Raw genomic sequence first — 23,069 nt, forward strand, 5'->3', positions numbered from 1 at the left:
GAGGTATGATCAGTATGAAAAAGGTAACAGTGGTGTTTATTGTGTTATTGTTGACGGTTTTTGCGTTTTCTCAGACAAAACTCGTTTTTTGGACCGCTCCTAATCCACAGCAAGAAATGTTTTGGAAGGAAGTCGTTGCTGAATATGAAGCTTTACATCCTGAAATTGATATCGAGTGGTCTACCATTCCAGCAGCAGGAAGTTCAGAAGAAGCTATTCTAACAGCTATAGCTTCGGGGAGAGGTCCGGATATTTCCACCAACATTTTTTCGGGATTTGCCGCACAGTTAGCAGATATAGGCCAATTAGTAGCTTTAAATGAATTAGAAGGATTTGATGAACTTGTTGAAACAAGAAAGATGGGAAGTATCATAGAAGGCTGGAAAATAAACGACAATGCATATGTTATACCTATTTATTCAAACCCTATTTTGATGTGGTGGAGAGATTCATTATTGAAAGATGCTGGCTTTGATAATCCCCCTAGAACATACTCGGAGATTTACGAATTTTCTAAAAACTTTGTGGTACCTATGGAACAATATTCCATTCAAGTAATTGCCGGAAGAAACTGGTGGGATAGATGGTTTGACTTTATAACGTATTACTATGCTGCAGGCAAAGGAAAATCATATATAGATACTGAAAGGATGAGAGCAACATTTAACGACGAAATTGGCCAAGAAGTAGCTCAGTTTATCAAAACAATGTTTGATAACCAATGGACTGCTGTAGACTTAGGTACCGATCCATTTTATAACGGAGCTATTGCTGGAACATTGATGGGGCCTTGGAGCATCGCTTATGCAGAGAATCAGTATCCAGACGTCATTGATGATATTGTTATTACAACGCCACCAGTTCCTGACAATTATCCAAGTGATCAACCAATTTATACTTTTGCTGATACAAAGGGACTTGTAATTTTTAATACTACAAAACATTTGAAAGAAGCTTGGGAATTCGTTAAATGGGTATTCTCAAAAGAAGATTTTGATTCGAAATGGTTAGAATACACCAAAATGCCCCCAGCAAGAGAAGATTTATTAACTAATGAAATATTTGCTGATTTTTGGAAGACAAAACCTTTAGCGGCTGAATATGCCGAATATGTCCCCTATGCTGTTCCCCCTGCACCAATCACAACAACTGTTGATGTACAAGAGAACATGACCGTTGAATTGATTGAACCATTGGCGCACGGTACTAAAGATGTTCAAAAAGCTTTAGATGATGCTGTTAAAGCTATAAACAGAATCCTTTGGTAAGGGAAGGTTAAAATGATGAGTAAAAGAAAGGGGTTAGCAAAAAAAGAAGCAAGGAAAGGATTCGGTATTTCTTCAATATATTTAATTTATGCGGCAATATTTTGGGGTTATCCTTTTGTATGGTTATTTATACTCCTTTTTTCTAAATGGAGGTTTGTCGGATCTCCTCAATTCGTCGGTTTTCGCAACATTACGAGGGTCTTGACCGACCCTCTTTTTTGGAAAACAGTAACTAATGTTTTTCGTTTTATGATGTACTATATCCCTCTTGTGTTAATAGGGGCTTTACTCTTTGCCATTGCTTTGAACAAAATAAAGTTTGGAAAAACATTTATATCGCTTTCTTTTTTGTTAGCCAATGTTTCATCAGGAGTTGCTTATTCTATTATGTTTTCAAACCTTTTTTCTGTAAATGGACCCGTAAATAAAGCTTTAAATACTCTTTTCGGTATTACTATTCCTTGGTTTACAAGCCCACAATGGGCGATGTTTTCCATTGCTTTGATAGTTATTTGGAAATTCATTGGCTACTATGGCTTAATACTATATGCAGGGTTAACCGCTATACCAAAATCTTTATATGAAGCGGCGGAGTTGGACGGTGCAGGAAGTCTTACAAAGTTTTTTAAAATCACATTGCCACTATTAAATCCCTCCATAATAATGGTCTCGGTTTTGGCTATTACTTTGGCTTTTGGAATATTTACAGAACCCTACATGATAACCGGGGGTGGGCCAATGAGAAGTACTTTAACCCCGATGATGCATATGATTACTACAGCATTCCAAAGAATGGACCCAACTTACGCAGCAACAATGGCAGTATTTGTTGCTATGATTAGCTTTGGAATGATTTGGATAATAAGGAAAACTATGGAGAGAGAAGTTGATCTAGTATGACAAATAAAAAAATACAGTCTGGAAATGTAATTCTTCATATAATAATGTTTTTTTTATCTCTAATCTGGTTTTACCCTTATGCATGGCTATTCTTGGCATCGGTAAAACCTTCCGCTGAAATCTATACCAGATTCCTACCAACAAAGTTCACTTTAGACCATTTTAAATTTATACTAGAAAGCGCCGAAAGAATGAATAGACCGTTTATAAGGGCATTTTTTATAAGTTTATTTGCATCTGTCACTGTTACAGTATGTGTTATAATAACATCTGCCATTATTTCTTTTGCGTTGTCAAAATATAGATTTAAGGCAAGAGATGGAATATTTAATTTCATTATCTTCCAAATGGTGTTTCCTGGATTCATGTTTACGATACCTTTATACATATTAATGCGAAACATGCATTTGTTAAATTCGTTGGCTGCATTAATTGTTCCCTTTATTATGAGCGGATGGGGTATTTTTATGATGACTCAAAGTTTTAGAGGGACCCCAAACGACTATATCGAAGCAGCAAAAATCGACGGAGCCAGCGATTTATTCATTATTTTTAGAATTATGTTACCTTTAAACAATTCCGTTATGGCCATTGTTGGGCTCTTCACATTCATCGGAGTATGGGATAATTTCATGTGGCCACTCATCGTCATTCAGGATTATTACAAAATGCCTCTTTCCGTGTTGCTTGCAAGTTTTAATCATGAATACGGTGCATATATTGGACCAGTAATGGCAGGTTCAGTGATCCAAACTTTGCCAATGGTGCTTATCTTCATTATCTTCAGAAAGGCTTTTTTACAAGGTATTTCAATGTCTTTGAAATAATCACAATCAAAAAACTGTACTTAAAAGGAAGGGATACATATTGAATTTGAAGTTAAAAAGGCATTCATTAAACCCGTTGTTTGGTCCAAATCCAATGCATTTGTGGGAGTCTAGGTTTGTTTTTAATCCTGCAGTAGTTTATGACGGGAAAATCTTCCATATGTTGTACCGTGCCCAAGGAGAAGATATGGTTTCTCGGATAGGCTATGCAGTAAGTTTGGACGGTATACACTTCAATAGAATGGAAAAACCTGTATTTGAACCATCAGATTTATCGGAACTATACGGTGTCGAAGACCCAAGAATAACGTATATAGATGGAAAATATTATATGTGTTACACAGCTTATTCTCCGAGAAATGTTAAAATATCCTTAGCCTCCACAGAGAATTTCTTTACTTGGGAAAGATATGGAACTATTTTGCCCGAAAGTCCTAATAAAGATGCTGCCTTGTTTCCAGAAAAGGTTAATGGAAAATATATTTTAATTCATAGGTTGGAACCAGATATTTGGTTTGCATATTCTGAGGATTTAATGCATTGGGACAATTATGTAAAAATTGCTTCACCAAGAAAGGATTATTGGGATAACTTAAAGATCGGAGCCGGTGGTCCGCCTTTAAAAACTCCATATGGTTGGCTATTTTTGTATCATGGTGTCCAAGAAGATATCAGACCTATCTACAGGTTGGGTTTTATGCTTTTAGATTTAAAAGATCCAACAAAGGTTTTAAAAAGAACAGAAGAACCCATTTTAGAGCCTCAGGAAAACTGGGAGATTTTCGGAGGAGTTCCAAACGTCGTATTCTCAGATGCGTTGGTCGAATATGGTGATCAATACTATGTTTACTATGGTGGAGCTGACAACTACATAGCTTTGGCTACTATTTCAAAAAAAGAAGTTTTCGATTGGATAAAGGAGTGAACTTTTTTAGGCAGGGTTTTTGATAGCAGCACTTCATAATAAAAGTCGGTAGATTCGATCTCCCGACTTTTAATATTTAAATATTACTTTAAATCTTTTTTCTTGCTCAAATACTCTTCTCTTGAAATCCGCCCCAGAGCATATTCTTGTTTGAGAATGTCCAGAGCATGATAGCTGCTGCGCTTTTTGTTTGCCCCAAATAACAGCACAATCACCGTTACAAGTAGTCCCCAGAAAAGCAAAGGTATAATCCACCAATATCCACCTAGAATACTCTGCCCATAAGCACCCCACAGGTAACAATATCCCATAATAAACACTCCTCTCCAGAAATTTATTTACTCATGCCGCTCATAGTCAAGCCTTTTTGTCTCTACAACCTTAATTTTTTGAATCCTATTTCAAGTCTTTCATTATCTGATCAAATTCTTCCTTGCTTATTTCACCTTTAGCATAACGCTCTTTAGCGATCTCTTCAGCTCTATCAGCTTGATGATGAAAGTCATTATTATTGTTGTGATATGAACTCGAATTATCGTCATTCCTATTATTAATAAAATAAATCACTGCTATGACAATTATTATCAAGAAAATCAAAGAAAATCCTCCACCTATCATTCCCAAACCGTATCCCATCATAATTTATCCCTCCTTTCCTAACTACTGCATTTTTATAGTTTCATCAATTTGTCCATGCACTGTTTTAAATTTTCTAAGAGCCTTTTCGTGTTTCATAAAATTGCTTCATTTTTATCCATCCCATAAGGGGAGGGTATAAAAATTATAAACGATTTTTATTACACTCAAATTAATATGGATTACCAAAGTAGTAAACCTATCTTACAAAAAATGAAATTCTATTCATTGAAGAAAAGACAACCCTTTCTTATTAGGTTAGCCAAAGAAATACACAGCTTTATTGCTAAAATTCCATTTAATGTGATATAATTAAAATACCTTAGCGGGGTATTGCCAACTTTTAATCATTTGGAAAAAGGAGTAAAGTGGATGAATTCTCTTGCCATAACAAATTCTGTTACTTTTTTAACGGCATTTTCTGGTGGGTTATTATCATTTTTTAGCCCATGTGTTTTCCCTTTAATACCCGTTTTTTTTGCATTGGTGATCCCTGATATCTCAAACACCCGTTTGGTCATCAAAAGGAGTTTAGGCTTTTTTCTTGGACTTTCTCTCTTTTTTGCCTTGTTAGGCAGTATTTCTGGTAGTATTGGTATGATGCTTGCAATGTATCAAAGCGTTATTAACATAGTTGCTGGTGTATTAATAATATTATTTGGATTTCTGTTTTTGATAAATAAAAGTTTGATTTCAGCAAAGAATATAGACATCAGAAAATACAATAAAAATAATTCCTTTTTTTCCGCCTTTTTAATTGGGATTTTAATTTCTTTAGTATGGATCCCGTGTGCAAGCCCAATTTTGGCTTCGATTCTTACCTTAGCAACGACAACAGGAGAACCAATAAGAGGAGCTCTTTTACTTTTTGTTTATTCCCTGGGACTTTCCATCCCGTTTTTATTCTTTAGTGGTATTGTCAGTAAAATATTATCTAAAGTAACCTTAGGAGAGCCAAAATGGCAAAAATCCTTGAGAATTATTGGTGGTATTTTGCTTATGGTAGTGGGTACTATGGTTTCATTTGGGATTTTTAACAATCTAAGCGTCATATAAAATGGAGGTGTGCTTTATGAAAAGATTTTTCATTGCAATGTTATTTCTACTACCAGTAATTACAATATTTTCTGTCCCTTTAGATGAATTTGTTTTTGAAAATTTCAATGATGCTTTCGAAGTTGCCAAGTTAACAAACAAAAAAGTTGTCGTTATGTTTTCAACTCCAACGTGTCCAGTGTGCGCTCAATTCAAAGAAACAACATTGTTGGATGAAGAGATTCAAAAATGGCTACGCACAGAATTTGTTTTTGTAGAAATCTATCCTACAACTGAAAAAGCCACATTTCAAGGAGAAGAATATAATTATGGCCAGTTGTTTTATGCCTTTGGTGCGAGATACACACCAACCTTCATATTCTTCGACGAACAACAAAACCCTTTTGGAGCAGTTATGGGGGGATATCCAGCCGATATATTTATAGATATCTTAAAATATATATCTTATGAAAAAAATGAAGAGATTAGCCTCGATAAATTTATAGAAGATGGATTAGGAAAAGATATCCATATTCTTCCAAAAACTCTTCACTTATCAAAAGATGAAATCGAAAGATTATTGGACTTGGATCCAAATTCCAAAGTCTATGAACCCGGTAAAAATTATGATCCGTATACAAATATAGTTTTACTTCAGAAAAACACAAACGAACAAAACTTAGAGGATTTTTACGTTAAAATCTTTGAATCTAAGAATTAGAAAATTTATTTCTGAAAAATAGTCCAATCTTGGGCTATTTTTCTAATATTTTGAGAATGTCTTCAAATTTTGTATCGCCGTTAATGTTACCTCTTACTTCGCTTCCCCCACCTTTAATGTTGTTATTTACTTTTAATTTGTCTATAAGCTCTTTACAGTTAATATTGTTTGAGAAAATAGAAAAGGTTTTGTTCTTCTCATCCTCAATAATGAGTGTATAATTTTTTAAATCGACGTATTTGTGTAGAAAATCTGCGGTTTCATCCTCTTTTTTATGGTAAACTACTTTGTTATTGTTCACAATCACCGCCTTTTCGATTAAATCTCTTGCGAGATGATAAGCCATTTTTTCTGCTAACTTTTTAATACGGTTCTTATAATCTTTGTTTTCATTTAATAGACTTTCTACTTTATTTTCTAAATCATACAATCCAGATGTCAAGATAGAAGAAATGCTTTTTAAAATCGAATCTTTTTGTGAATAATCCTCAATGGTTCTAAGACCTCCTAAAAAATATATCCTTGTTAAATTCCCTTTTACTTTTTCTGTATTTGTTATCTTTAAAAGATTGATATTACCCGTATTTTTTACATGAAAACCGCCACAAGCAGATATATCAAAATCATCTATTTTTATCAGCCTCACTTCACCACTTACTTTATCACTTAGAGGTTTTCTTAAATTGTATTTCTGAGCTCCCTCTTTATCAGTAAATATTTCTTCCACTTCTATACACTTAGAAATTATATCGTTTGAAAGTTCTTGGGCTTTATTTAACACTTCTTCCCCAATATTTTGTCCATCCAAATCTATAGTAGAATATTCTTCACCCATCTTAAAACTAACGGTTTTTAATGAAGCTATTCTTTCAAAAGCAGCCGATAATATATGTTGTGCAGTATGCTGTTGAGCTATATCAAATCTTCTTTTTTCATCTATTTCATAAAAATATTCACCTGGGTGTAAATATTTGTTTAAGACCACAACTTTTTCTGTAGAACTTAAAACTTCAGCAGTATCAATTTTACCCCTATCTCCAATTTGTCCGCCTTTCCCATCAGGATAAAAAGGGTTATTCTCTATGGTAGCAAAATACCTATTTGCTTGCTTTACTACATTGATTATCTTTACTTTTTCACTCAAATTTAAAGCCTCCTTTTGCTCTTAGTCTAAAACTTTATATATAGCGCCCCTTAACCCGGGCGTTAAGGGGGTTCCCCCTTAAAAACCCCAAATTCAAGATCAAAACCATTTAAAAACATCGTTTGCGCGCTGCAGCAAACCTAAAAAAGTTTTTTGCACTGAACAGCAAAAGCTATTTCAGCACTGTTTAATTTCTAAAACCTTTAATTTTTATTCTTGGATTCCTTTTAAGATCATTTTATTATATAATATAATAGTTAGTAGAGAATCAAAAATCTTTGAGAGAGAGTTGAGTGCTTTGAGAAAATTCTTCCTACTTTTTTTCTTGACTATTTTCAGTATAAACTTATTCTCCAATTTAATAGTAAATAATTTTGAACATACCAACATTATTGATTTTTTTGTAAATGAAAATACAGGCGAAATTTCCACAATTGTAGAGAATAATTACCTTAAAACTTATGATTTGAAGGAAAAGTGCATTAACCATTATTACTCAACTTCTTCTATACCCACACATGTGGAATGGATCCTCAACAATAAATATACTATAATCGCCGAAAATGATGGAACAATAGAAGTTTTTAACAACGATACCTCTCTTCTTAATTACAAAATAAACGTAACCAACGAATCTATCACCTCTTTATCTAGCTTTGGCGAAAGAATAGTATTTACTTCCTTAGATAAAACGATCTACGTATACAATATCACCAAAAGAAAGGTCGAATTTCAACGGAGGTTTTCAACAATACCAACGGTCGCAGAATTTTATGATGAGAATACCATATTAGTAGCAGACCATTCTGGTAGGATTTATTTAATAGATTATTCGAATGGTACAGAAATAAATACCCTTAAAATTGATAATTATTCCATAATTAAATTGGCGATAGTAAATAACAATGTATATGCTTTTTCTATGAATGGAAATATTTATGTATTGAATAAAGATTTGAAGATAATAGATTCTTTTTCATTAGGTTTAACGATTAGAGAGGTCGCTTTTTCACCATCAAATGAAAATTTTACTGTATTAACTTTGAATCATAGAATCTTACTTTTTGATTCTTCTAATTTAAAAAAAGTTCAAGAACTAAAGTTTGATACTTTTAGTATTAAATCTCTTGAATGGAGTTATAACAAAAGCGATATTATTTACGTAAACGATGGAGTTAACATATACTCTTTAAATATTGAATCAAAATCCATTGAAAAATTACTGGAATTAAAAAAACCCGATGTTATAAAAATTATAAGAAATAATAATCTTATTTATTACTTAACTTCCAACAGTGAAATAGGTGTTTTTAATATTGATTCAGCAAAAATTGAGAATCATTTTTCTTTTTCTGAAGAAGCAGTTGATTTTGAAATAACAAAAAATGGATATTTGATACTTTCAGAAAATTCCGGATACGTGTCGCTTTACGATCCTGAAGGTACATTAAAAGAAAATAAGAAAATTAGTGATTTTAAATTAACCACTTTGAAGCTTTCTCCTTCAGAAAAGTTCTTAATTGCAGGAGGATGGGATAATAATGTTTATATGCTTACACTACCCGATTTAAGTGTTTATAAGAAAGTTGAAAACCTTCATAGTAATTGGATAAAAGATATTTCTATCAATTACGAAGAAAATAAAATAGCCATGGCAAGCTTAGATAAAAAGGTAAGCATATCAGATTTTCCAACCTTTAAAAATACAATTTACGTAGAAGAATTTCCCTACATTATTTGGTCACTGGATTGGGCTAATAATTCAAATTTTCTTTCTATGGGAGGATTTGAAGGAGTTTTACGTTTATGGGATGGAAGGTTTAATCAATTATATAAAAAATTTGATATTATTACATCTCCAATAAAGGTAATTAAGTGGAGTCCCGATGATAACTACATAGCTACAGGAACAACAGATGGAAATGTCTATATTTGGAATAGTAAAAGTAGAACCTTACAATCAACTATAAATGTTTCCAATGGAGAAATCAATGATTTAGCTTGGAGCGATGATGAAAGGTATTTGTATGCCTTGAGTAAAGGTAATTTGTTGAGTCTCATAGATCTTCAGCAAAATACTATAACTTTGAAAAGTATTATTTTTGAAAACGGCTACTCTGTTTCCTACAGAAAAAACGGAGAGTATACTACTAACATCCCCGAAAAAGAAGAAAACAAATTTTTCTATAAAAATAATCCTATAAGCCTTTTCGAAGCTGTCACCTTTAAAAGGAAAGAATCTATAAACATTCCCGTATTAGAAGGACCGATTATAAACGTACCTTCAGAATTTTTGGTCTCAGATAAAAACAACTCTCTGCTTCTCAGTGCTTTTGACAATAATCTTATTACAAAAATTGAAATATTAGGTCAAACTTTTTTAGTTAACAGCCAATCTTACTATCTATCATTGGAGATAAATCCTGAAAAGCTTACATCAAATGTCCTTGAAATATCTGCTTACGACAATGATAGAAATAAATCCACAAAATATGTTAATTTGAAGTTTGAGAACATATATCTTCAAGTATTCACTAATCAAGCAGAAATCACAAACGAGGAAGGGGAAATTATAGCTATTGCAAGTCGAGGAGACCTTCTAAAATTAAAGGGAGTTTTAGGAGATACTTATAAAGTAGAATATATTGACAAAGAAGGATATATTAAAAAAGCATTTGTCACCCTTTAAAAAAGCCCTCAAATGAGGGCCTTTTAATTTTATTATCTTATTAATTAAGCTTTTTGTGTTTTTTTACGCCTCTTTACCATACTGATAACAATCGGACTGGCAATATACAAGGAAGAATAAGTCCCAATTATGACTCCCACAGTTAATCCAAATGCGAATGAAGCTATTGATCTTCCTCCCAAAAGAAGCATAATAAAAACAACTATGAATGTAGTCAAGGAAGTATTTAGTGATCTTACAATAACTTCATTAATACTTTTATTGGTAACTCTCTCTATATCCATCCCATGATTTTTCGATCTATTTTCTCTTATTCTATCGTAAATAACAATAGTATCGTTTAAAGAATAACCCGCTAAAGTAAGAAATGCGGCTATAGCGGTTAAGTTCATTTCTATACCAAAGAGAGAATAAAAACCTAAGGTGATTAAAACGTCATGAGCTAAAGCTAAAATCGCTCCAACAGCATAGGAGAATTGAAACCTAATGGTTATATAAGCTAATAAAACCATCAAAGCAATAATAACAGCATACCAAGCATAAGATCGAATCTCCCTAGCCGCATAACCTGAAACATCATTGAATTGTTCAATGTTTAAATTGGAATCAGAAAAAGATTCTTCTAAACTATTTATAAACGCTTGTTTTTCTTCCAAGATAGGAAAAGAATCTCTTACTGTAATTATATAAAAGAATCGTTCCGAAGTTCCTCCACCAGGGTTAGTTTGAATTATCTTTGCGGTGGCATAATCTGGATTAATTGTTCGTAAACCGTTTCTCAATTCATCTATTGTATAACTTTTATCAAAAGATACGATAATCTCACTACCACCAGAAAAATCAACTCCAAAATTGAACCCTTTTACAAAAATCACTATTACAAAAAAAAGTATCAAAGCAAGAGATAAATATATGAAAAAATTCCTTTTTCCAACAAAATCTATATTTGGCATTATTTAGTGCCCCCTTTTCCCACAACAATTCCCTTCACATACTTTTCTGGCTTCAAGAAGTGAGAAGAACTTTCTAATAGCAATCTACTTACAACAAGGTTGGTGAACATTGCACCTAAAACACCTATTATGAGTGTGACCGCAAAGCCTCTAATAGTTCCACTTGTTAAAAAGAATAAAACTAAACCAGCTAAAATAGTCGTAATATTGGCATCAAAAATAGTTGAAAAAACTTTATTAAATCCAAACTTTACTGCAGTTAAAGGGGGCCTTCCTATTCTAAGTTCCTCTTTTATTCTTTCGTATATAATAATGTTTCCATCAACTGTGGTACCAAAAGTTAAGATTATTCCAGCGATACCTGGTAGAGTTAATATTGCTCCTGTCCAACTTAAAACTCCCATTAACAAAAGTGAATTATATATCAGAGCAATATCAGCAATTATTCCCATCCATCTATAAACTATAATCATGTAAATCATTACTATTATAAGCCCAATGATTCCAGCGTTTATAATTGTGGTCACAATATCTCTTCCCAAAGTAGGGCCAAGTGTTCTTTCTTGAAATTTAACCAAATCTACCGGTAAATTCCCTGACTTTATCAAAACAGCGATGTTTTGTGCTTCTGCCATACTCTCTATTCCGCTGATTTCAGCTCTTCCTTGCGATATCCTTTCTCTAACAACAGGTGCAATTATAACCTCATCATCTAAAATGATCGCAATCCTTTGATTTATTAAATTTGCGGTAGCCAATTCAAATTTCATTCTTCCCTCATTATTAAAATTCAAATTAACTACGAATCCAGCTCCTTGACTATTAAGAGAAGCTACGGCATCAGTGACATCTAAACCGGTAATCTGAAAAGGGGCATCTCCAAATTCGAAAACATTTTTTACCCTATACCAAAGGTTAGGGTTATTACTATCCTTAACGTAACTATACATTTCTATTTTTTCCCCATTTATTTGTATAGTTCTATTTCTTGTAATTTGTGGAGTAGTTGTAGATTCCACAACTTCCAATACTTCTGCAAAGTAAAGTTTCCCCTTACTACCTATAAGTTCTTCAGCCCTTTGAGTATCTGATATACCTGGAATCTCAACGCGAACTCTGCTTTCTCCACCGGAAACAACTTCGGAAACTATCGCCTCCGTGTAACCAGCATTGTCCATTCTTCTCCTTAGAACTGTGATTACATTATCTACAACATTAGAAGTATCCGCTTCTTCAGGTACATCTAAACTATACTCTAACAGTACTCCCCCTTGAATATCAAGGCCTAAATTTATATTTGGGAAAAAACCGAATATGCTTATATCATTCACATTATCAGATAAAGGTAGAATTAATCCTAATAGTGCAAAAACAAAAACTATTATAGTAAATAGTATTCGTATCCTTCTATTCCTCAACTATTTCACCCCCTGAACAAAGTTAAAGTTAAACAACTATTTTTTATCTTCAGTTTCGGTTTCTTCTGGTGCTGCTTCGGGCCTATCGCTTTTAGAAAGAACACCTGCAATAGCATTCTTCGTTATATCAATCTCTGTTTTATCTGCTGTTGAAATTCTGATTCTTTCGTTAGTTATCGATATTATCTTTCCTATGATTCCTGAGGATGTAACTATTTTATCACCTTTTTTCAAAGCAGAAAGCATTTCCTTATGCTTTTTTTCTTGTCGCCTTTGTGGGAGGAACAACATAACCCACATCAAGATTATGATTATTAAAAAGAACAACAATCCGCTGAATCCTCCACCACCTGTGGGAGCAGTTTGTGTTTGTTGGACTGTGTTACCAGCATCCGTAGCACCTGCTGGGCCAAAGTTTATGAAATCTAATACTTTTTCTAACATAGATACACCTCCAAGATTATTATTTCCTTAATTAGTTGCAATTTTGAGTCTTAAAAAATTTTATCACTGCTAGAATTTTGATATAATACAAATCATTACAAAAAATGTTTGTTCTTTAGATTGTATCATATTTTTCTTTTATGGTCAATGAATTCTTTACAGCCTATTAGTCAAATAATTTCTGAATATGTAATATTTCTTATATTTTGTGTTATTATATATATGGTGATAGATATTTGTTATTGATTTAAAAATTGCATTAGGGGGGGTTTAGATGGATGAACCCGTATACGCAAAAATTTTGGACGGAGACATAATCTTTTATTTTTCAAAGGGAAACACACAAAAAGATCTTTTCGAATATTTTAAAAAAGAACTCGTTAAGATGAAAGGTTTTTTTAACGTTGGAGATAGTTTTTACGTATATTTCGAAGATGGTTCCCAGCACAATCTATTAAATAAAATCGTAAAATTCGCCAATAATCTCCAATTAAACGTTGCAGGAGCGTATTTTGGCAAGCTTCCCGAAGGAAAAGTTGGAAACAAAGAGTTAAACCTTTCCAGTACCCAAATTTATAGAAAACATTTAAGATCCGGTCAAGTAGTACAAAATCCTGGTGATATTATAGTCTTTGGAAATGTAAACCAAGGTGCAGAGGTTAACGCAGGTGGAAGTATCATAATATTTGGCAAGGTATTTGGAACATTAAGAGCTGGAATTACCAACAAAAAAAACGCTTTTATTATTGCCTACGAATTAAATTCACCATTAGTAGAAATCGCAGGTATCCCTTTTTTCAACTACGAATGGCCAAAGTCTCCCGTTTCTATTAGGATAGTAGAAAATAAAGCATTGGTGGAACCCGTTGAATTGTGAAAAGATTCCTCTCATTTATTATCTTTATAAAACTTCATTGAAACTTTGAAAATAAAACGATAGCAGGCTCCGGGTAAGCGGAGCTAAAGCGGATTTTAGAGTTTCTAACAGTCGTATATGACAACCAAAAAGGAGGTTTCGAATGGATACTTCTACTTTACTAAAAAATTTATCCAATACCTTTGCAGTGTCTTCTTTTGAAAATTGCACCTTCCCTTTGATTGAAAAAGAATTAAAAAACATTTCACCCGATGTAAAATCAGAAAAAGTAGGAATAGGTAATTTAGTGGTAACTTTTGAAAATGAGAGTCCCAAAATTGCCTTTTTTGCACACGTGGATGAAATTGGAATAGTTATATCAAAAATAATCGATGAACATTTTGCTCGCATTTCTCCAGTTGGCGGAGTCGACCCAAGAACTTTGGTAGGAAAAAGGGTTCTTTTTAAAACAAATGACTCGGAAAAAATCGGCATAGTTGGGTTTTTAGCCCCCCACCTTCAAAAAAAGGAAGATAGGGAAAAATCTCCGTCATTTGATGAGCTTTTCGTCGATTTTTCCATTTCAGGTGGAACGAGCGATATCAACGTTGGTGATATGGGCGTTATACAAGTTCAAGCTGTTGACCTTGAAAACGGAAAGATATCAAATAAGTCTTTAGACAACAGAGTAGGTGCAGCAGTACTAATTAAGTCTTTAGAGTACCTACAAAATCTTAAATTTGAAGGACAATTGATTTTATCTTTTAACAAAGGTGAGGAAGTGGGATTAGTGGGAGCACAAGGTAGTGCCTACCATCTAAAACCAGATTATGCCATAGTAGTTGATGTAACTTTTGGCGAAAAACTACCGGAAAATATAGAGCCTATCAAGCTTGGTGAAGGACCAGTCATAGGTATAGGTACCACCGTTACCAGGAGTGTTTTCGAAGAACTAACAAAAACTGCTAAAAATAACAATATCAAATACCAAATAGAAACTTTTACTAGAGGCAGTGGCACCGAAGCAGATGTAGTACAAATATCTTCTACCGGAGTAAAAACAGGTGTTGTTTCAGTTCCGATCCTTAACATGCATTCTCCCAACGAAGTTGTAGATGTAAAAGATGTGGAAGAAAGCGCAAAATTATTATCTCTCTTCGCTTTAAATATTAGTTTAAATTGGAAAGGGCGTAGAAAATTATGAGGAAGTATTTAAAAGATTTAACCAATCTTCCTGGAATATCTTCAAGAGAAGAAAAAATAAGAGAGTACATAAAGTCAAAAGTTGCTAACAAGGTTGATGAAATCACTGAGGATAACATGGGAAACCTACTATGCTTAATTAAAGGTAAAGATTCTTCCAAAAAATTGATGCTGGACGCGCACATGGATGAAGTTGGCTTTATGATCACTAAAATAAATGAAGACGGTACTTTTGGCATATCTCCCGTGGGGGGTGTTGACCCAAGGGTAGTAAAAAGTCAGAGATTAAAAATCGAAGAAAAAATATCTGCTGTTGTCAATTCTACACCTATTCACTTAGAAAAAGAAATAGACAAAGTTGAACAGTATGAAAGTATAAAGGTCTACGTTGGATTTTCCAACAAAGAGGAAGCGTCTAAAAAGGTTCATTTGGGTGATATGGTTACATTTGATACTACTTATTATGAGGCAAATAACTATGCTGTGGCCAAAGCTTTTGATGATAGAGTTGGATGTTCTATTATGATGGATGTAATAGACTATTTTTTTGAAAAAGGCGAGAAACCCCTTTACGACACATACTTCAATTTTGCTACTCAAGAAGAAACTGGATTGAGAGGTACAGGAACTGTAGCTTCAAAAATACAACCAAATTTCGCTATTGTATTAGAAGGTACAACAGCAGGTGACAACCCTGAAAATACACAGGATAAATGGGCAACACATATTGGAAATGGACCTGTCTTAACATTCATGCATAGCGGTTTAGTACTTAACCAAGAAATCTTTGAAAAGATCGTAGATACTGCAAAGAAATTAGGTATTAATTTCCAATACAAAAGGCGAACGGCAGGTGGAACTGATGCTGCTAGACTTGCAAAGACCCTTTATGGAATTCCCGCTGGGGTAATATCTGTGCCGTGCCGATACATACATTCTCCACAATCTATAATGCATTTACAAGATTACGAACTTACCTACCAATTGGTAAAACAATTAGTTGTTAACACACCATTTTAAAGAGAGGGGGCAAAAAGTTGAAAGAGCTAATAAAAAATATCACTGAGCTTTATGGGCCAAGTGGAAGAGAAGACCAAGTGAGAGATTTTATAAAAGAACAGATTAAAGATTATGTGGATGATATTAAAACTGATAAGTTAGGAAATCTTATTGCCACAAAAAAAGGTAACTCTGGAAAAACTATATTATTTGACGCCCACATGGATGAAATAGGTGTTGTTGTTACTCACATTTTAGATAAAGGATTTTTAAAAGTAGAACAAGTTGGAGGCCAAAACCCTGTAAATTTAATTGGTTCCAGATTGATTTTTAATGGAAGAATAGGGGTTGTTGGAGTTGAGGGAGAAAGTGAAAAAGAATTAAAAGATAATTATAAGAACTTATCTTTAGACAACATATTTGTTGATATAGGCGTATCCTCAAAAGAAGAAGCGGAAAAAATTGCTCCTATAGGAACTTTTGGAACTTTCGCCGAAGGTTTTGTGGATTATGGTAATTATTGTATGTCAAAAGCAATGGATGACAGGATAGGATGCGCTATTTTAATAGAAAGTATAAAAAATATGAAAGATAATCAACACACCGTTTTATTCGCTTTTACAGTCCAAGAAGAAGTAGGTTTGGTCGGTTCTTTTGTTTCCTCTTATGATTACCAAGTCGACAGAGCAATAGCTGTTGATGTCACTGATTCCTTGGATACTCCAAAGGCTCTTAAAAGAATGAGCATGGCCTTGGGAAAAGGACCTTGTATTAAAATAAAAGATAATCTTTCTGTTAGTGACAGAGAAGTTGTAGAGTGGATAAAAAATGCTGCTTTGGCAAACAATATACCGTATCAGTTCGAGGTATTAACCTTTGGAGGAACAAATGCCGCGGGTTATCAAAGAACCAAATCTGGAATCCCTAGTGGTACCATTTCTATCCCTACCAGATACATACATTCACCTCACGAGATGTTATGCTATAGCGATGTTGAATACACGGTGAAACTGTTAAATACACTTAGTAAAACGAATTTTTAGAAGCTTATTTTTCACGTTTGAGGAGGAAAATTATGGTCAATGTAGCGTTAATTGCGCACGATAAAAAAAAGTTAGACCTTGCGCTCTTTGCCAAAGAATGGAAGGATGTATTTAAAAATTGCAAACTTTATGCTACAAAAACCACAGGAAAGATTTTAAAAGAAAAAGTTGGATTGGAGATACAAACTTTTGAATCTGGACCATTGGGAGGAGACTTACAAATAGGCGCTCTTGCTGTCAGTGGGAAAATAGATTTTGCCATCTTTTTGAGGGATCCATTGACAGCCCAACCACACGAACCTGATGTATCTGCAGTTTTACGTATTTGCGATGTACACAACATCCCTCTTGCTACTAATTTAGCAACCGCTGAGGCGATAGTTCTAGAAATTCAAAAAAAACTTAATAATTAAAGTTTATTATCTTGACTATCAATTTGATGATTGCCTGTACTTAATGGTAGAACAATATTTGGTAAAGCAGCTTTCATTAAAATTTCGTTCAAATAAATTCTAATATAGGGCCAAAGAACATCATCAACAAAATTCTTAAGGAAATACTTTTTGGCCCTTTTGTTTTTTGAAAAACTTTCGAAATCCGTTTCCGTTTCGAAAATCTCTCTGAAGGTCAAAACATAATAAGCTATTCTCTTTTTTTCCCCTTCTAAAAAGATCCTGTAAGTAACAATTAAATTTAAGTCAATATTTTTTTGTTCATATACGTATCCTCTTTCGATAGATATTTCAGAAATTTTTTCAACTTCTTCTTTATTTGTTCTCTCGAAAAAAACACTTTCCAAAAAAATATCCTTTAAAATTATATCTTTCAATATACTTATTTTTTTATCAGTTTTTTTCATAAAACTCCTCCCAAAGTTTATGAATTTTTTGTCATTAGTAGCTTTATTTCTTTTTATAATTTTAAGTGAAATATTTTTTGAAAATTATCATTTTTAGAAACGTCATCGCTATTTATCTCTTTATCATCTCTAGGCTCAAAATATAATTTGATACTCCCACCCAATACTTCTGTCAATCTTTGCAAAAACAAATATGTTGGATTGTAGTTTCCTTTTTCAAATTTAGAAATTATCGCCTGAGTTGTTCCCATTCGCTCAGCTAAGTTTTTTTGTGTGATTCCCATTTGTAATCTTCTTTTTTTAATCTCATATACTAATTCTAACAAAGCTTTTTTATCGATAGCTCCCCATTTCTTTTCATTTTCATTCAAAACTTTCACCTCCAAAATTAGAATAATTATACTGTTTTTAGAAATTTTTAAACAAGTTTTACTGCCGCTTATTTCTTGAAAATTATTTTATTCCCTAACTAAGTTTATGAGAAAATATCTTAAAAGATTTTTAGCGTTGTTTTTTTACTTAATTGTAACCTATTTATGTTCTAAAAAGATTAAAAATGTGTTATAATATTTATCGCTTTGGTGAACAAACTAATTTACAGTAAGAAGAAGGGAGTGAAAAAGTGGAACTTTTTGAATATATTTCTAGTAGTTCAAGTATTATAATTAGAGAATTTTTAAATCATTTAAAAATCATAGGTTTGTCATTACCTTTTTCTATAGGTATAGGAGTACCAACTGGAATTTTCATATCAAGGCATCCTAAAGCCGCAAACATAGTCATCTACATTGCTAGTATTCTTATGACTATTCCCAGTTTGGCGCTTTTTGGGATTATGGTTGTAATTTTATCTCCTTTTGGAGCTGGCTTAGGGGTTACACCTGCTGTGATAGCTTTGATTATATACTCTTTACTTCCAATTATAAGAAATACATTGGTAGCTATTCAAGCTCTTGATCCACAAATGATAGAGGCTGCAAAAGGAATGGGAATGACTGAATCTCAAATATTATTTAAAATCCGTTTACCTTTATCGATTCCTACCATCATGTCTGGTGTAAGAAATGCTGTAGTAATGGGAGTTGGAGTTGCTACTTTAGGATATTTTGTTGCTTCAGGAGGATTAGGATACTTTATTTTTGCTGGATTAAGCAGGTCAAGGTATCCAATGGTAATAACAGGGGTAATACTGGTCTCAATTTTGGGTGTTTTGGCTAATTATCTTTTACTAAAATTTGAGGATTTAATTACCCCAAAGGGTCTTAAAATTAAAGAATAAGATAAAAATCACAGGAGGAACATTGAAATGGCAATAAAATTAGTTGATCTCACAAAGAAGTATGGCGATTTCACTGCCGTTAATAATTTAAATATTGAATTTGAAGACAATAAATTAACTATTCTAATAGGTCCGTCTGGATGTGGCAAAACAACTACCTTAAAGATGATCAATCGTTTGATTGAAAGAACATCGGGTGATATCCTCTTCAACGGAAAATCGATAGACGATATGAATCCCATACAATTGAGAAGAAGCATAGGTTACGTTATACAGGAAATTGGATTATTCCCTCATATGACTGTATTTGATAACATAGCTGTAGTTCCAAGGCTTTTGAAATGGACTGAAGAAAAAATAAAAAAGCGGGTATACGATCTACTAGATTTAGTAAATCTTGAACCAGATGTTAATGCTTATAAGTTTCCAGCACAACTATCTGGAGGCCAAAGACAGAGAGTGGGAGTAGCAAGGGGGCTTGCGGCCGATCCAGACATACTGCTCATGGATGAACCATTTGGTGCAATAGATCCTATCAATAGAGAAACATTACAAGATGCATTTCTTGAAATTCAAGAGAAAATCAAAAAGACTATAATATTTGTCACGCATGACATAAGGGAAGCTATTAAATTGGGTGATAAAATTGCAATCTTCAAAGATGGTGAATTAGTACAGTACGATGATACACAAGATATTGTCCAAAACCCAAAAAATGATTTTGTAAAGGACATATTGGGGGAAGATAGTCAATTCAAAGCTTTGGAATTTGTAAAAGTTAGCGAAGGATTGTACAAAGATATGCAAGTCTTTAAAATTGATGAGGATCTTTCAAATATTAAAAGTACTATACAGAGTAATTATCCTATCACAATATTTGTTGATAAAAATAACAATTATAAAGGCTTTATAGAAACTAAAAGATTGAATAGAATTGATGATTCATCTAAATTACGAAGCTCTTTGAAAAAAGATTACGTCACTACAAAATCAAGCCTTTATGAAGCATTGAATAAAATACTAAGTTCTTCCAGTACAAACATCCCCGTAGTTACCGATAAACAAAAGGTAATAGGAGTGATCAACTTAAAAGCTATATTTGAACAAATGTCAAATAAAGCAGAGGTTTGATAAGAGGAGGATAATATGGAATTTTTTACATACGTTGCTGAAAACCTTGGTTATATGGGAATAAAGACTTTAGAACATCTTTATTTGTTCGCAACTTCGTGGGCAATTGCCATAGTTGTGGGAATGGCAATAGGAATATATGTTACCCGCCCAGGAAGAGAGAGAAGTGGAAGAATAGCGCTTTCAATCACAGGAATAGCCCAGGCGGTCCCAAGCATTGCCGTTATTGCTCTCGTTTTTTTATTCATGGGAATAGGCCCAGCCCCGGCGATCTTCGCTCTGTTTTTATACAGCATAGTTCCTATAACTTTTAACACGGCATCTGGACTTTTCGGCATTGATAAAGGTATGAAAGAAGCGGCAAGAGGAATGGGAATGACTAAAAGAGAAATCCTGTGGAAAGTAGAAATCCCAAACGCTATGCCTACTATTTTTTCAGGAATAAGAAATGCAGCCATAATAAATTTAGGAACAGCTACAATCGCGTCAGCCATAGGTGCTGGGGGATTAGGAGAATTAATTTTTATAGGTCTTGGGACTTTTAAATTCGAGATGATATTAGCTGGAGCTATTCCAGTATCTATAATGGCCGTTTTAATTGATTTTGCACTCTCTATAATACAAAGCAAAATGACTTCGGAAGGTATTAAGTTACAAAATGAATAATGAAAAAAACTTTTAAATGGAGGTGTTAACGTTGAAAAAATTGGCAGCACTTATGTTAGTTGTAGTGTTTTCTTTGACTGCAATATTTGGTGCAACTTTAACCGTAGGTGCAAAAAACTTCTCAGAACAGTATGTCCTTGGAAACTTGGCTTCACTGCTACTTGAAGAGAATGGCTTTAACGTTGTTGAAAGGTTTGGTCTTAGTTCTCTCGTCGCTAGACAAGGTTTGACAACAGGTCAGATCGATTTATATCCAGATTACACTGGAACCGCTTGGGTAACTTACCTAGGCCAAGAAGAACTGATCACTGATCCAGATGAACTTTTAGAAAAAGTCAGAGAATTAGATGCTGAAAATGGTATTGTTTGGCTTGATAGGATAAACGCTAACAATACTTATGCCCTTGCTATTCGTCAAGAAGATTACGAAAAATATGGTTTCGAAACTCTTTCTGACTTAGTTGCTTACTGGAACGAACATCCAAAAGAGTTTGTGGTAGGAGTTGGTTATGAATTCTATGAAAGACCTGATGGTTTCTTTGCCTTCGCCGAACACTATGGTTTGGATATTCCTGATTCTCAAGTATCAACTATGCAACTTGGATTAACCTACGAAGCAATTGCAAACAATAAAATAGATATTGCAATGGTTTTCGCTACTGATCCAAAAATTTTAAGATACAACCTACATGTACTAGAAGACGACCAAAACTTCTGGCCTTATTACCATATCTCTTACGCAGTTAGAAAAGATACACTTGATGAATACCCTGAAATTGAAGAAATTTTGAGACCTCTCACACTCTACCTAAACCAAGACATTTTAATAAGGCTAAACTACAGAGTTGATGTTGAGGGTGTTGAACCAGAAGTTGTTGCAAGAGATTATTTAGAAGGGTTAGGTTTGATAGATTAAACGATCTTATATTTAAACTAACAAATAAGGGTGAAGGGCATCTCTTCACCCTTATTATTTGAAGAAAAAGCTAATCGGTGATATGTCAAGGGGTAAAAACCAAAAAAATTGTTAAAAATTAGTGTAACTGACAATGCCCATACTTTCAGAAAAACTCAAAATAGGCTTGAAAACACAAAAAGATTCACTTGTATCTATTCAACTTAGTAATTCGAATAGATTCGATTTTTGCTCAGCAATGCAAAAATCATGCGAACCAACTTACGAGCCGTGAGCGCGAGGGCTCTTTTGTGTTGATGAGTGGTAACCTCGTAGTATTTTTTCCAGTAGTACTTTTCAAACTCAGGGATATAATTTTTAACGGAGCTAGCTGCTTCGATAAAATAGTATCGAAGATACGGGTTGCCTGTTTTAGTCATTTCTGTCTCGTCAGAGGAATAATTCCCTGATTGACGTTTTCTCCATGTCAGTCCTGCAAATTTGGCCAAACTATCGTGAGATGGAAAGGAAGCTATCGTACCTATCTCACTGATGATGCCAGAGGAAATAACAGGACCGATACCCTTGACAGAGATGAGTGATTGATATTGGCTGGGATTAAGCCCTTTTACCGTTTTTTCAATAGCCTTATCAACGGTTTCTATTTCCTTTTCCAAGGCTTTTATTACGTTTAAAGAAGAAGAGATAGCGATGTTCAAAGGTTCATAAGCCATTTTGTCCAATCTGTACGAATTATTGGCTGCTTGTTTAAGAAGTGTTGCAACCTTCACGGGATCTTTGAATCTGTTTTTGCTTTTTTTCATAACGAAGTGAGTTAACTCATCGATGGGTTTGTAAACTATCTCATCCAAAGAGTAGAACTCAGTCAAAGCAGCACAAGACGTAGCACCGTATATATCGGAAAAGGGCTTATCCCTATTTTTCACAGCCAATTCACTGAATTTCAGATAAATGTTGGAAAGCATCCAATTCTTTTCAGAAGCGAGTGTATGAACCAAATGGAACCTATGGCGTGTAAGTCTTTGTAAAGCCAAAAACTGAGAACCACGCCAAGGGGAAGAAGAAATCTTGCCACATCTAGCGAAATCGGCTATGACGTAAGCGTCCAAATGATCTGTTTTATCGATATCGACAAAAGTCTTTTTGTAATTGGCGGT

At 33.7% G+C, this 23,069-nt stretch carries 25 protein-coding genes; 16 read left to right on the forward strand and 9 right to left on the reverse strand.

Annotated elements, in window-relative coordinates; genetic code table 11:
• Positions 1-14 precede the first annotated feature (14 nt).
• Genes AA80_RS05045 through AA80_RS05060 form a run of 4 tightly spaced genes read left to right on the forward strand, consistent with a single transcriptional unit; the run spans position 15 to position 3,920 of the window.
• On the forward strand, positions 15-1,268 hold the full coding sequence (locus AA80_RS05045) for an extracellular solute-binding protein (RefSeq protein WP_103876736.1): 1,254 nt from the start codon (positions 15-17) through the stop codon (positions 1,266-1,268).
• Positions 1,269-1,283: 15 nt separating this feature from the next.
• Positions 1,284-2,168, forward strand: coding sequence for a carbohydrate ABC transporter permease (locus AA80_RS05050; RefSeq protein WP_166667792.1), 885 nt, complete (start codon positions 1,284-1,286; stop codon positions 2,166-2,168).
• Positions 2,165-2,995 (forward strand): carbohydrate ABC transporter permease, encoded by an 831-nt coding sequence (locus tag AA80_RS05055; RefSeq protein WP_103876738.1) that lies wholly within the window; start codon positions 2,165-2,167, stop codon positions 2,993-2,995. Before AA80_RS05050 ends, AA80_RS05055 begins: the two co-directional genes overlap by 4 nt.
• A gap of 40 nt (positions 2,996-3,035) precedes the next feature.
• On the forward strand, positions 3,036-3,920 hold the full coding sequence (locus AA80_RS05060; RefSeq protein ID WP_103876739.1) for a glycoside hydrolase family 130 protein: 885 nt from the start codon (positions 3,036-3,038) through the stop codon (positions 3,918-3,920).
• An 83-nt stretch (positions 3,921-4,003) separates the two neighbouring features.
• On the opposite strand, the gene AA80_RS05065 is transcribed toward AA80_RS05060, so the two are convergent.
• Positions 4,004-4,231 carry an SHOCT domain-containing protein gene (locus AA80_RS05065; protein ID WP_103876740.1) on the reverse strand — a complete coding sequence of 76 codons (228 nt, stop codon included), beginning with the start codon at positions 4,229-4,231 and terminating at the stop codon, positions 4,004-4,006.
• 85 nt (positions 4,232-4,316) lie between these two features.
• Positions 4,317-4,559 carry an SHOCT domain-containing protein gene (locus tag AA80_RS05070; protein WP_103876741.1) on the reverse strand — a complete coding sequence of 81 codons (243 nt, stop codon included), beginning with the start codon at positions 4,557-4,559 and terminating at the stop codon, positions 4,317-4,319.
• 369 nt (positions 4,560-4,928) lie between these two features.
• On the opposite strand from AA80_RS05070, the gene AA80_RS05075 reads away from it, so the two are divergent.
• Together AA80_RS05075 and AA80_RS05080 are read left to right on the forward strand one after the other, a co-directional pair.
• Positions 4,929-5,612 carry a cytochrome c biogenesis CcdA family protein gene (locus AA80_RS05075; protein WP_103876742.1) on the forward strand — a complete coding sequence of 228 codons (684 nt, stop codon included), beginning with the start codon at positions 4,929-4,931 and terminating at the stop codon, positions 5,610-5,612.
• Between the two features lie 16 nt (positions 5,613-5,628).
• Positions 5,629-6,312, forward strand: coding sequence for a thioredoxin family protein (locus tag AA80_RS05080; RefSeq protein WP_158248393.1), 684 nt, complete (start codon positions 5,629-5,631; stop codon positions 6,310-6,312).
• A gap of 34 nt (positions 6,313-6,346) precedes the next feature.
• On the opposite strand, the gene AA80_RS05085 is transcribed toward AA80_RS05080, so the two are convergent.
• Positions 6,347-7,456 carry an alanyl-tRNA editing protein gene (locus AA80_RS05085; RefSeq protein WP_103876744.1) on the reverse strand — a complete coding sequence of 370 codons (1,110 nt, stop codon included), beginning with the start codon at positions 7,454-7,456 and terminating at the stop codon, positions 6,347-6,349.
• Positions 7,457-7,754: 298 nt separating this feature from the next.
• Between AA80_RS05085 and AA80_RS05090 the strand changes: the two genes are divergently transcribed.
• Entirely contained in the window at positions 7,755-10,145 is a 2,391-nt protein-coding gene (locus AA80_RS05090; protein ID WP_103876745.1) for a WD40 repeat domain-containing protein, read from the forward strand.
• Between the two features lie 44 nt (positions 10,146-10,189).
• Here the strand turns inward: AA80_RS05090 and secF are convergent, their stop codons facing one another.
• Genes secF through yajC form a run of 3 tightly spaced genes read right to left on the reverse strand, consistent with a single transcriptional unit; the run spans position 10,190 to position 12,960 of the window.
• Complete coding sequence (gene secF, locus AA80_RS05095; protein ID WP_103876746.1) at positions 10,190-11,098, reverse strand: protein translocase subunit SecF; 909 nt, start codon at positions 11,096-11,098, stop codon at positions 10,190-10,192.
• Positions 11,098-12,516: a protein translocase subunit SecD gene (secD, locus tag AA80_RS05100; protein WP_103876747.1), complete on the reverse strand. Its 1,419-nt coding sequence runs from the start codon at positions 12,514-12,516 to the stop codon at positions 11,098-11,100. Before secD ends, secF begins: the two co-directional genes overlap by 1 nt.
• A gap of 36 nt (positions 12,517-12,552) precedes the next feature.
• Positions 12,553-12,960 (reverse strand): preprotein translocase subunit YajC, encoded by a 408-nt coding sequence (yajC, locus tag AA80_RS05105; protein ID WP_103876748.1) that lies wholly within the window; start codon positions 12,958-12,960, stop codon positions 12,553-12,555.
• 274 nt (positions 12,961-13,234) lie between these two features.
• Between yajC and AA80_RS05110 the strand changes: the two genes are divergently transcribed.
• The 5 genes from AA80_RS05110 (at position 13,235) to mgsA (ending at position 17,474) form a co-directional block, all read left to right on the forward strand.
• Positions 13,235-13,837, forward strand: coding sequence for a septum site-determining protein MinC (locus AA80_RS05110; protein WP_103876749.1), 603 nt, complete (start codon positions 13,235-13,237; stop codon positions 13,835-13,837).
• A gap of 142 nt (positions 13,838-13,979) precedes the next feature.
• The gene (locus AA80_RS05115; protein ID WP_103876750.1) at positions 13,980-15,020 is read left to right on the forward strand and encodes a M28 family peptidase; all 1,041 of its coding nucleotides are present in this window, start codon (positions 13,980-13,982) and stop codon (positions 15,018-15,020) included.
• Positions 15,017-16,039, forward strand: coding sequence for a M42 family metallopeptidase (locus AA80_RS05120; protein ID WP_103876751.1), 1,023 nt, complete (start codon positions 15,017-15,019; stop codon positions 16,037-16,039). The genes AA80_RS05115 and AA80_RS05120 overlap by 4 nt, the downstream gene beginning before the upstream one ends.
• A 17-nt stretch (positions 16,040-16,056) precedes the next feature.
• Positions 16,057-17,061 (forward strand): M42 family metallopeptidase, encoded by a 1,005-nt coding sequence (locus tag AA80_RS05125; protein ID WP_103876752.1) that lies wholly within the window; start codon positions 16,057-16,059, stop codon positions 17,059-17,061.
• A gap of 32 nt (positions 17,062-17,093) precedes the next feature.
• Entirely contained in the window at positions 17,094-17,474 is a 381-nt protein-coding gene (mgsA, locus tag AA80_RS05130; RefSeq protein ID WP_103876753.1) for a methylglyoxal synthase, read from the forward strand.
• Here the strand turns inward: mgsA and AA80_RS05135 are convergent.
• Positions 17,471-17,920, reverse strand: coding sequence for a hypothetical protein (locus AA80_RS05135; RefSeq protein WP_103876754.1), 450 nt, complete (start codon positions 17,918-17,920; stop codon positions 17,471-17,473). The genes mgsA and AA80_RS05135 overlap by 4 nt on opposite strands.
• Before the next feature lie 53 nt (positions 17,921-17,973).
• Positions 17,974-18,291 (reverse strand): helix-turn-helix domain-containing protein, encoded by a 318-nt coding sequence (locus tag AA80_RS09895; protein ID WP_158248394.1) that lies wholly within the window; start codon positions 18,289-18,291, stop codon positions 17,974-17,976.
• Positions 18,292-18,542: 251 nt separating this feature from the next.
• On the opposite strand from AA80_RS09895, the gene AA80_RS05145 reads away from it, so the two are divergent.
• Genes AA80_RS05145 through AA80_RS05160 form a run of 4 tightly spaced genes read left to right on the forward strand, consistent with a single transcriptional unit; the run spans position 18,543 to position 21,912 of the window.
• A complete protein-coding gene (locus tag AA80_RS05145) occupies positions 18,543-19,199 on the forward strand; it encodes an ABC transporter permease (RefSeq protein ID WP_103876755.1) in 657 nt (218 codons plus the stop codon).
• Positions 19,200-19,226: 27 nt separating this feature from the next.
• Positions 19,227-20,330 carry an ABC transporter ATP-binding protein gene (locus AA80_RS05150; protein ID WP_103876756.1) on the forward strand — a complete coding sequence of 368 codons (1,104 nt, stop codon included), beginning with the start codon at positions 19,227-19,229 and terminating at the stop codon, positions 20,328-20,330.
• Positions 20,331-20,345: 15 nt separating this feature from the next.
• Entirely contained in the window at positions 20,346-20,996 is a 651-nt protein-coding gene (locus AA80_RS05155) for an ABC transporter permease (RefSeq protein ID WP_103876757.1), read from the forward strand.
• 22 nt (positions 20,997-21,018) lie between these two features.
• Positions 21,019-21,912, forward strand: coding sequence for a glycine betaine ABC transporter substrate-binding protein (locus AA80_RS05160; protein WP_233186831.1), 894 nt, complete (start codon positions 21,019-21,021; stop codon positions 21,910-21,912).
• Positions 21,913-22,115: 203 nt separating this feature from the next.
• On the opposite strand, the gene AA80_RS05165 is transcribed toward AA80_RS05160, so the two are convergent.
• A partial coding sequence (locus AA80_RS05165) for an IS110 family RNA-guided transposase (RefSeq protein WP_103876758.1) occupies positions 22,116-23,069 on the reverse strand: 954 nt, incomplete at its 5' end.

The organism is Petrotoga sibirica DSM 13575 (assembly GCF_002924625.1).
Taxonomy (GTDB): domain Bacteria; phylum Thermotogota; class Thermotogae; order Petrotogales; family Petrotogaceae; genus Petrotoga; species Petrotoga sibirica.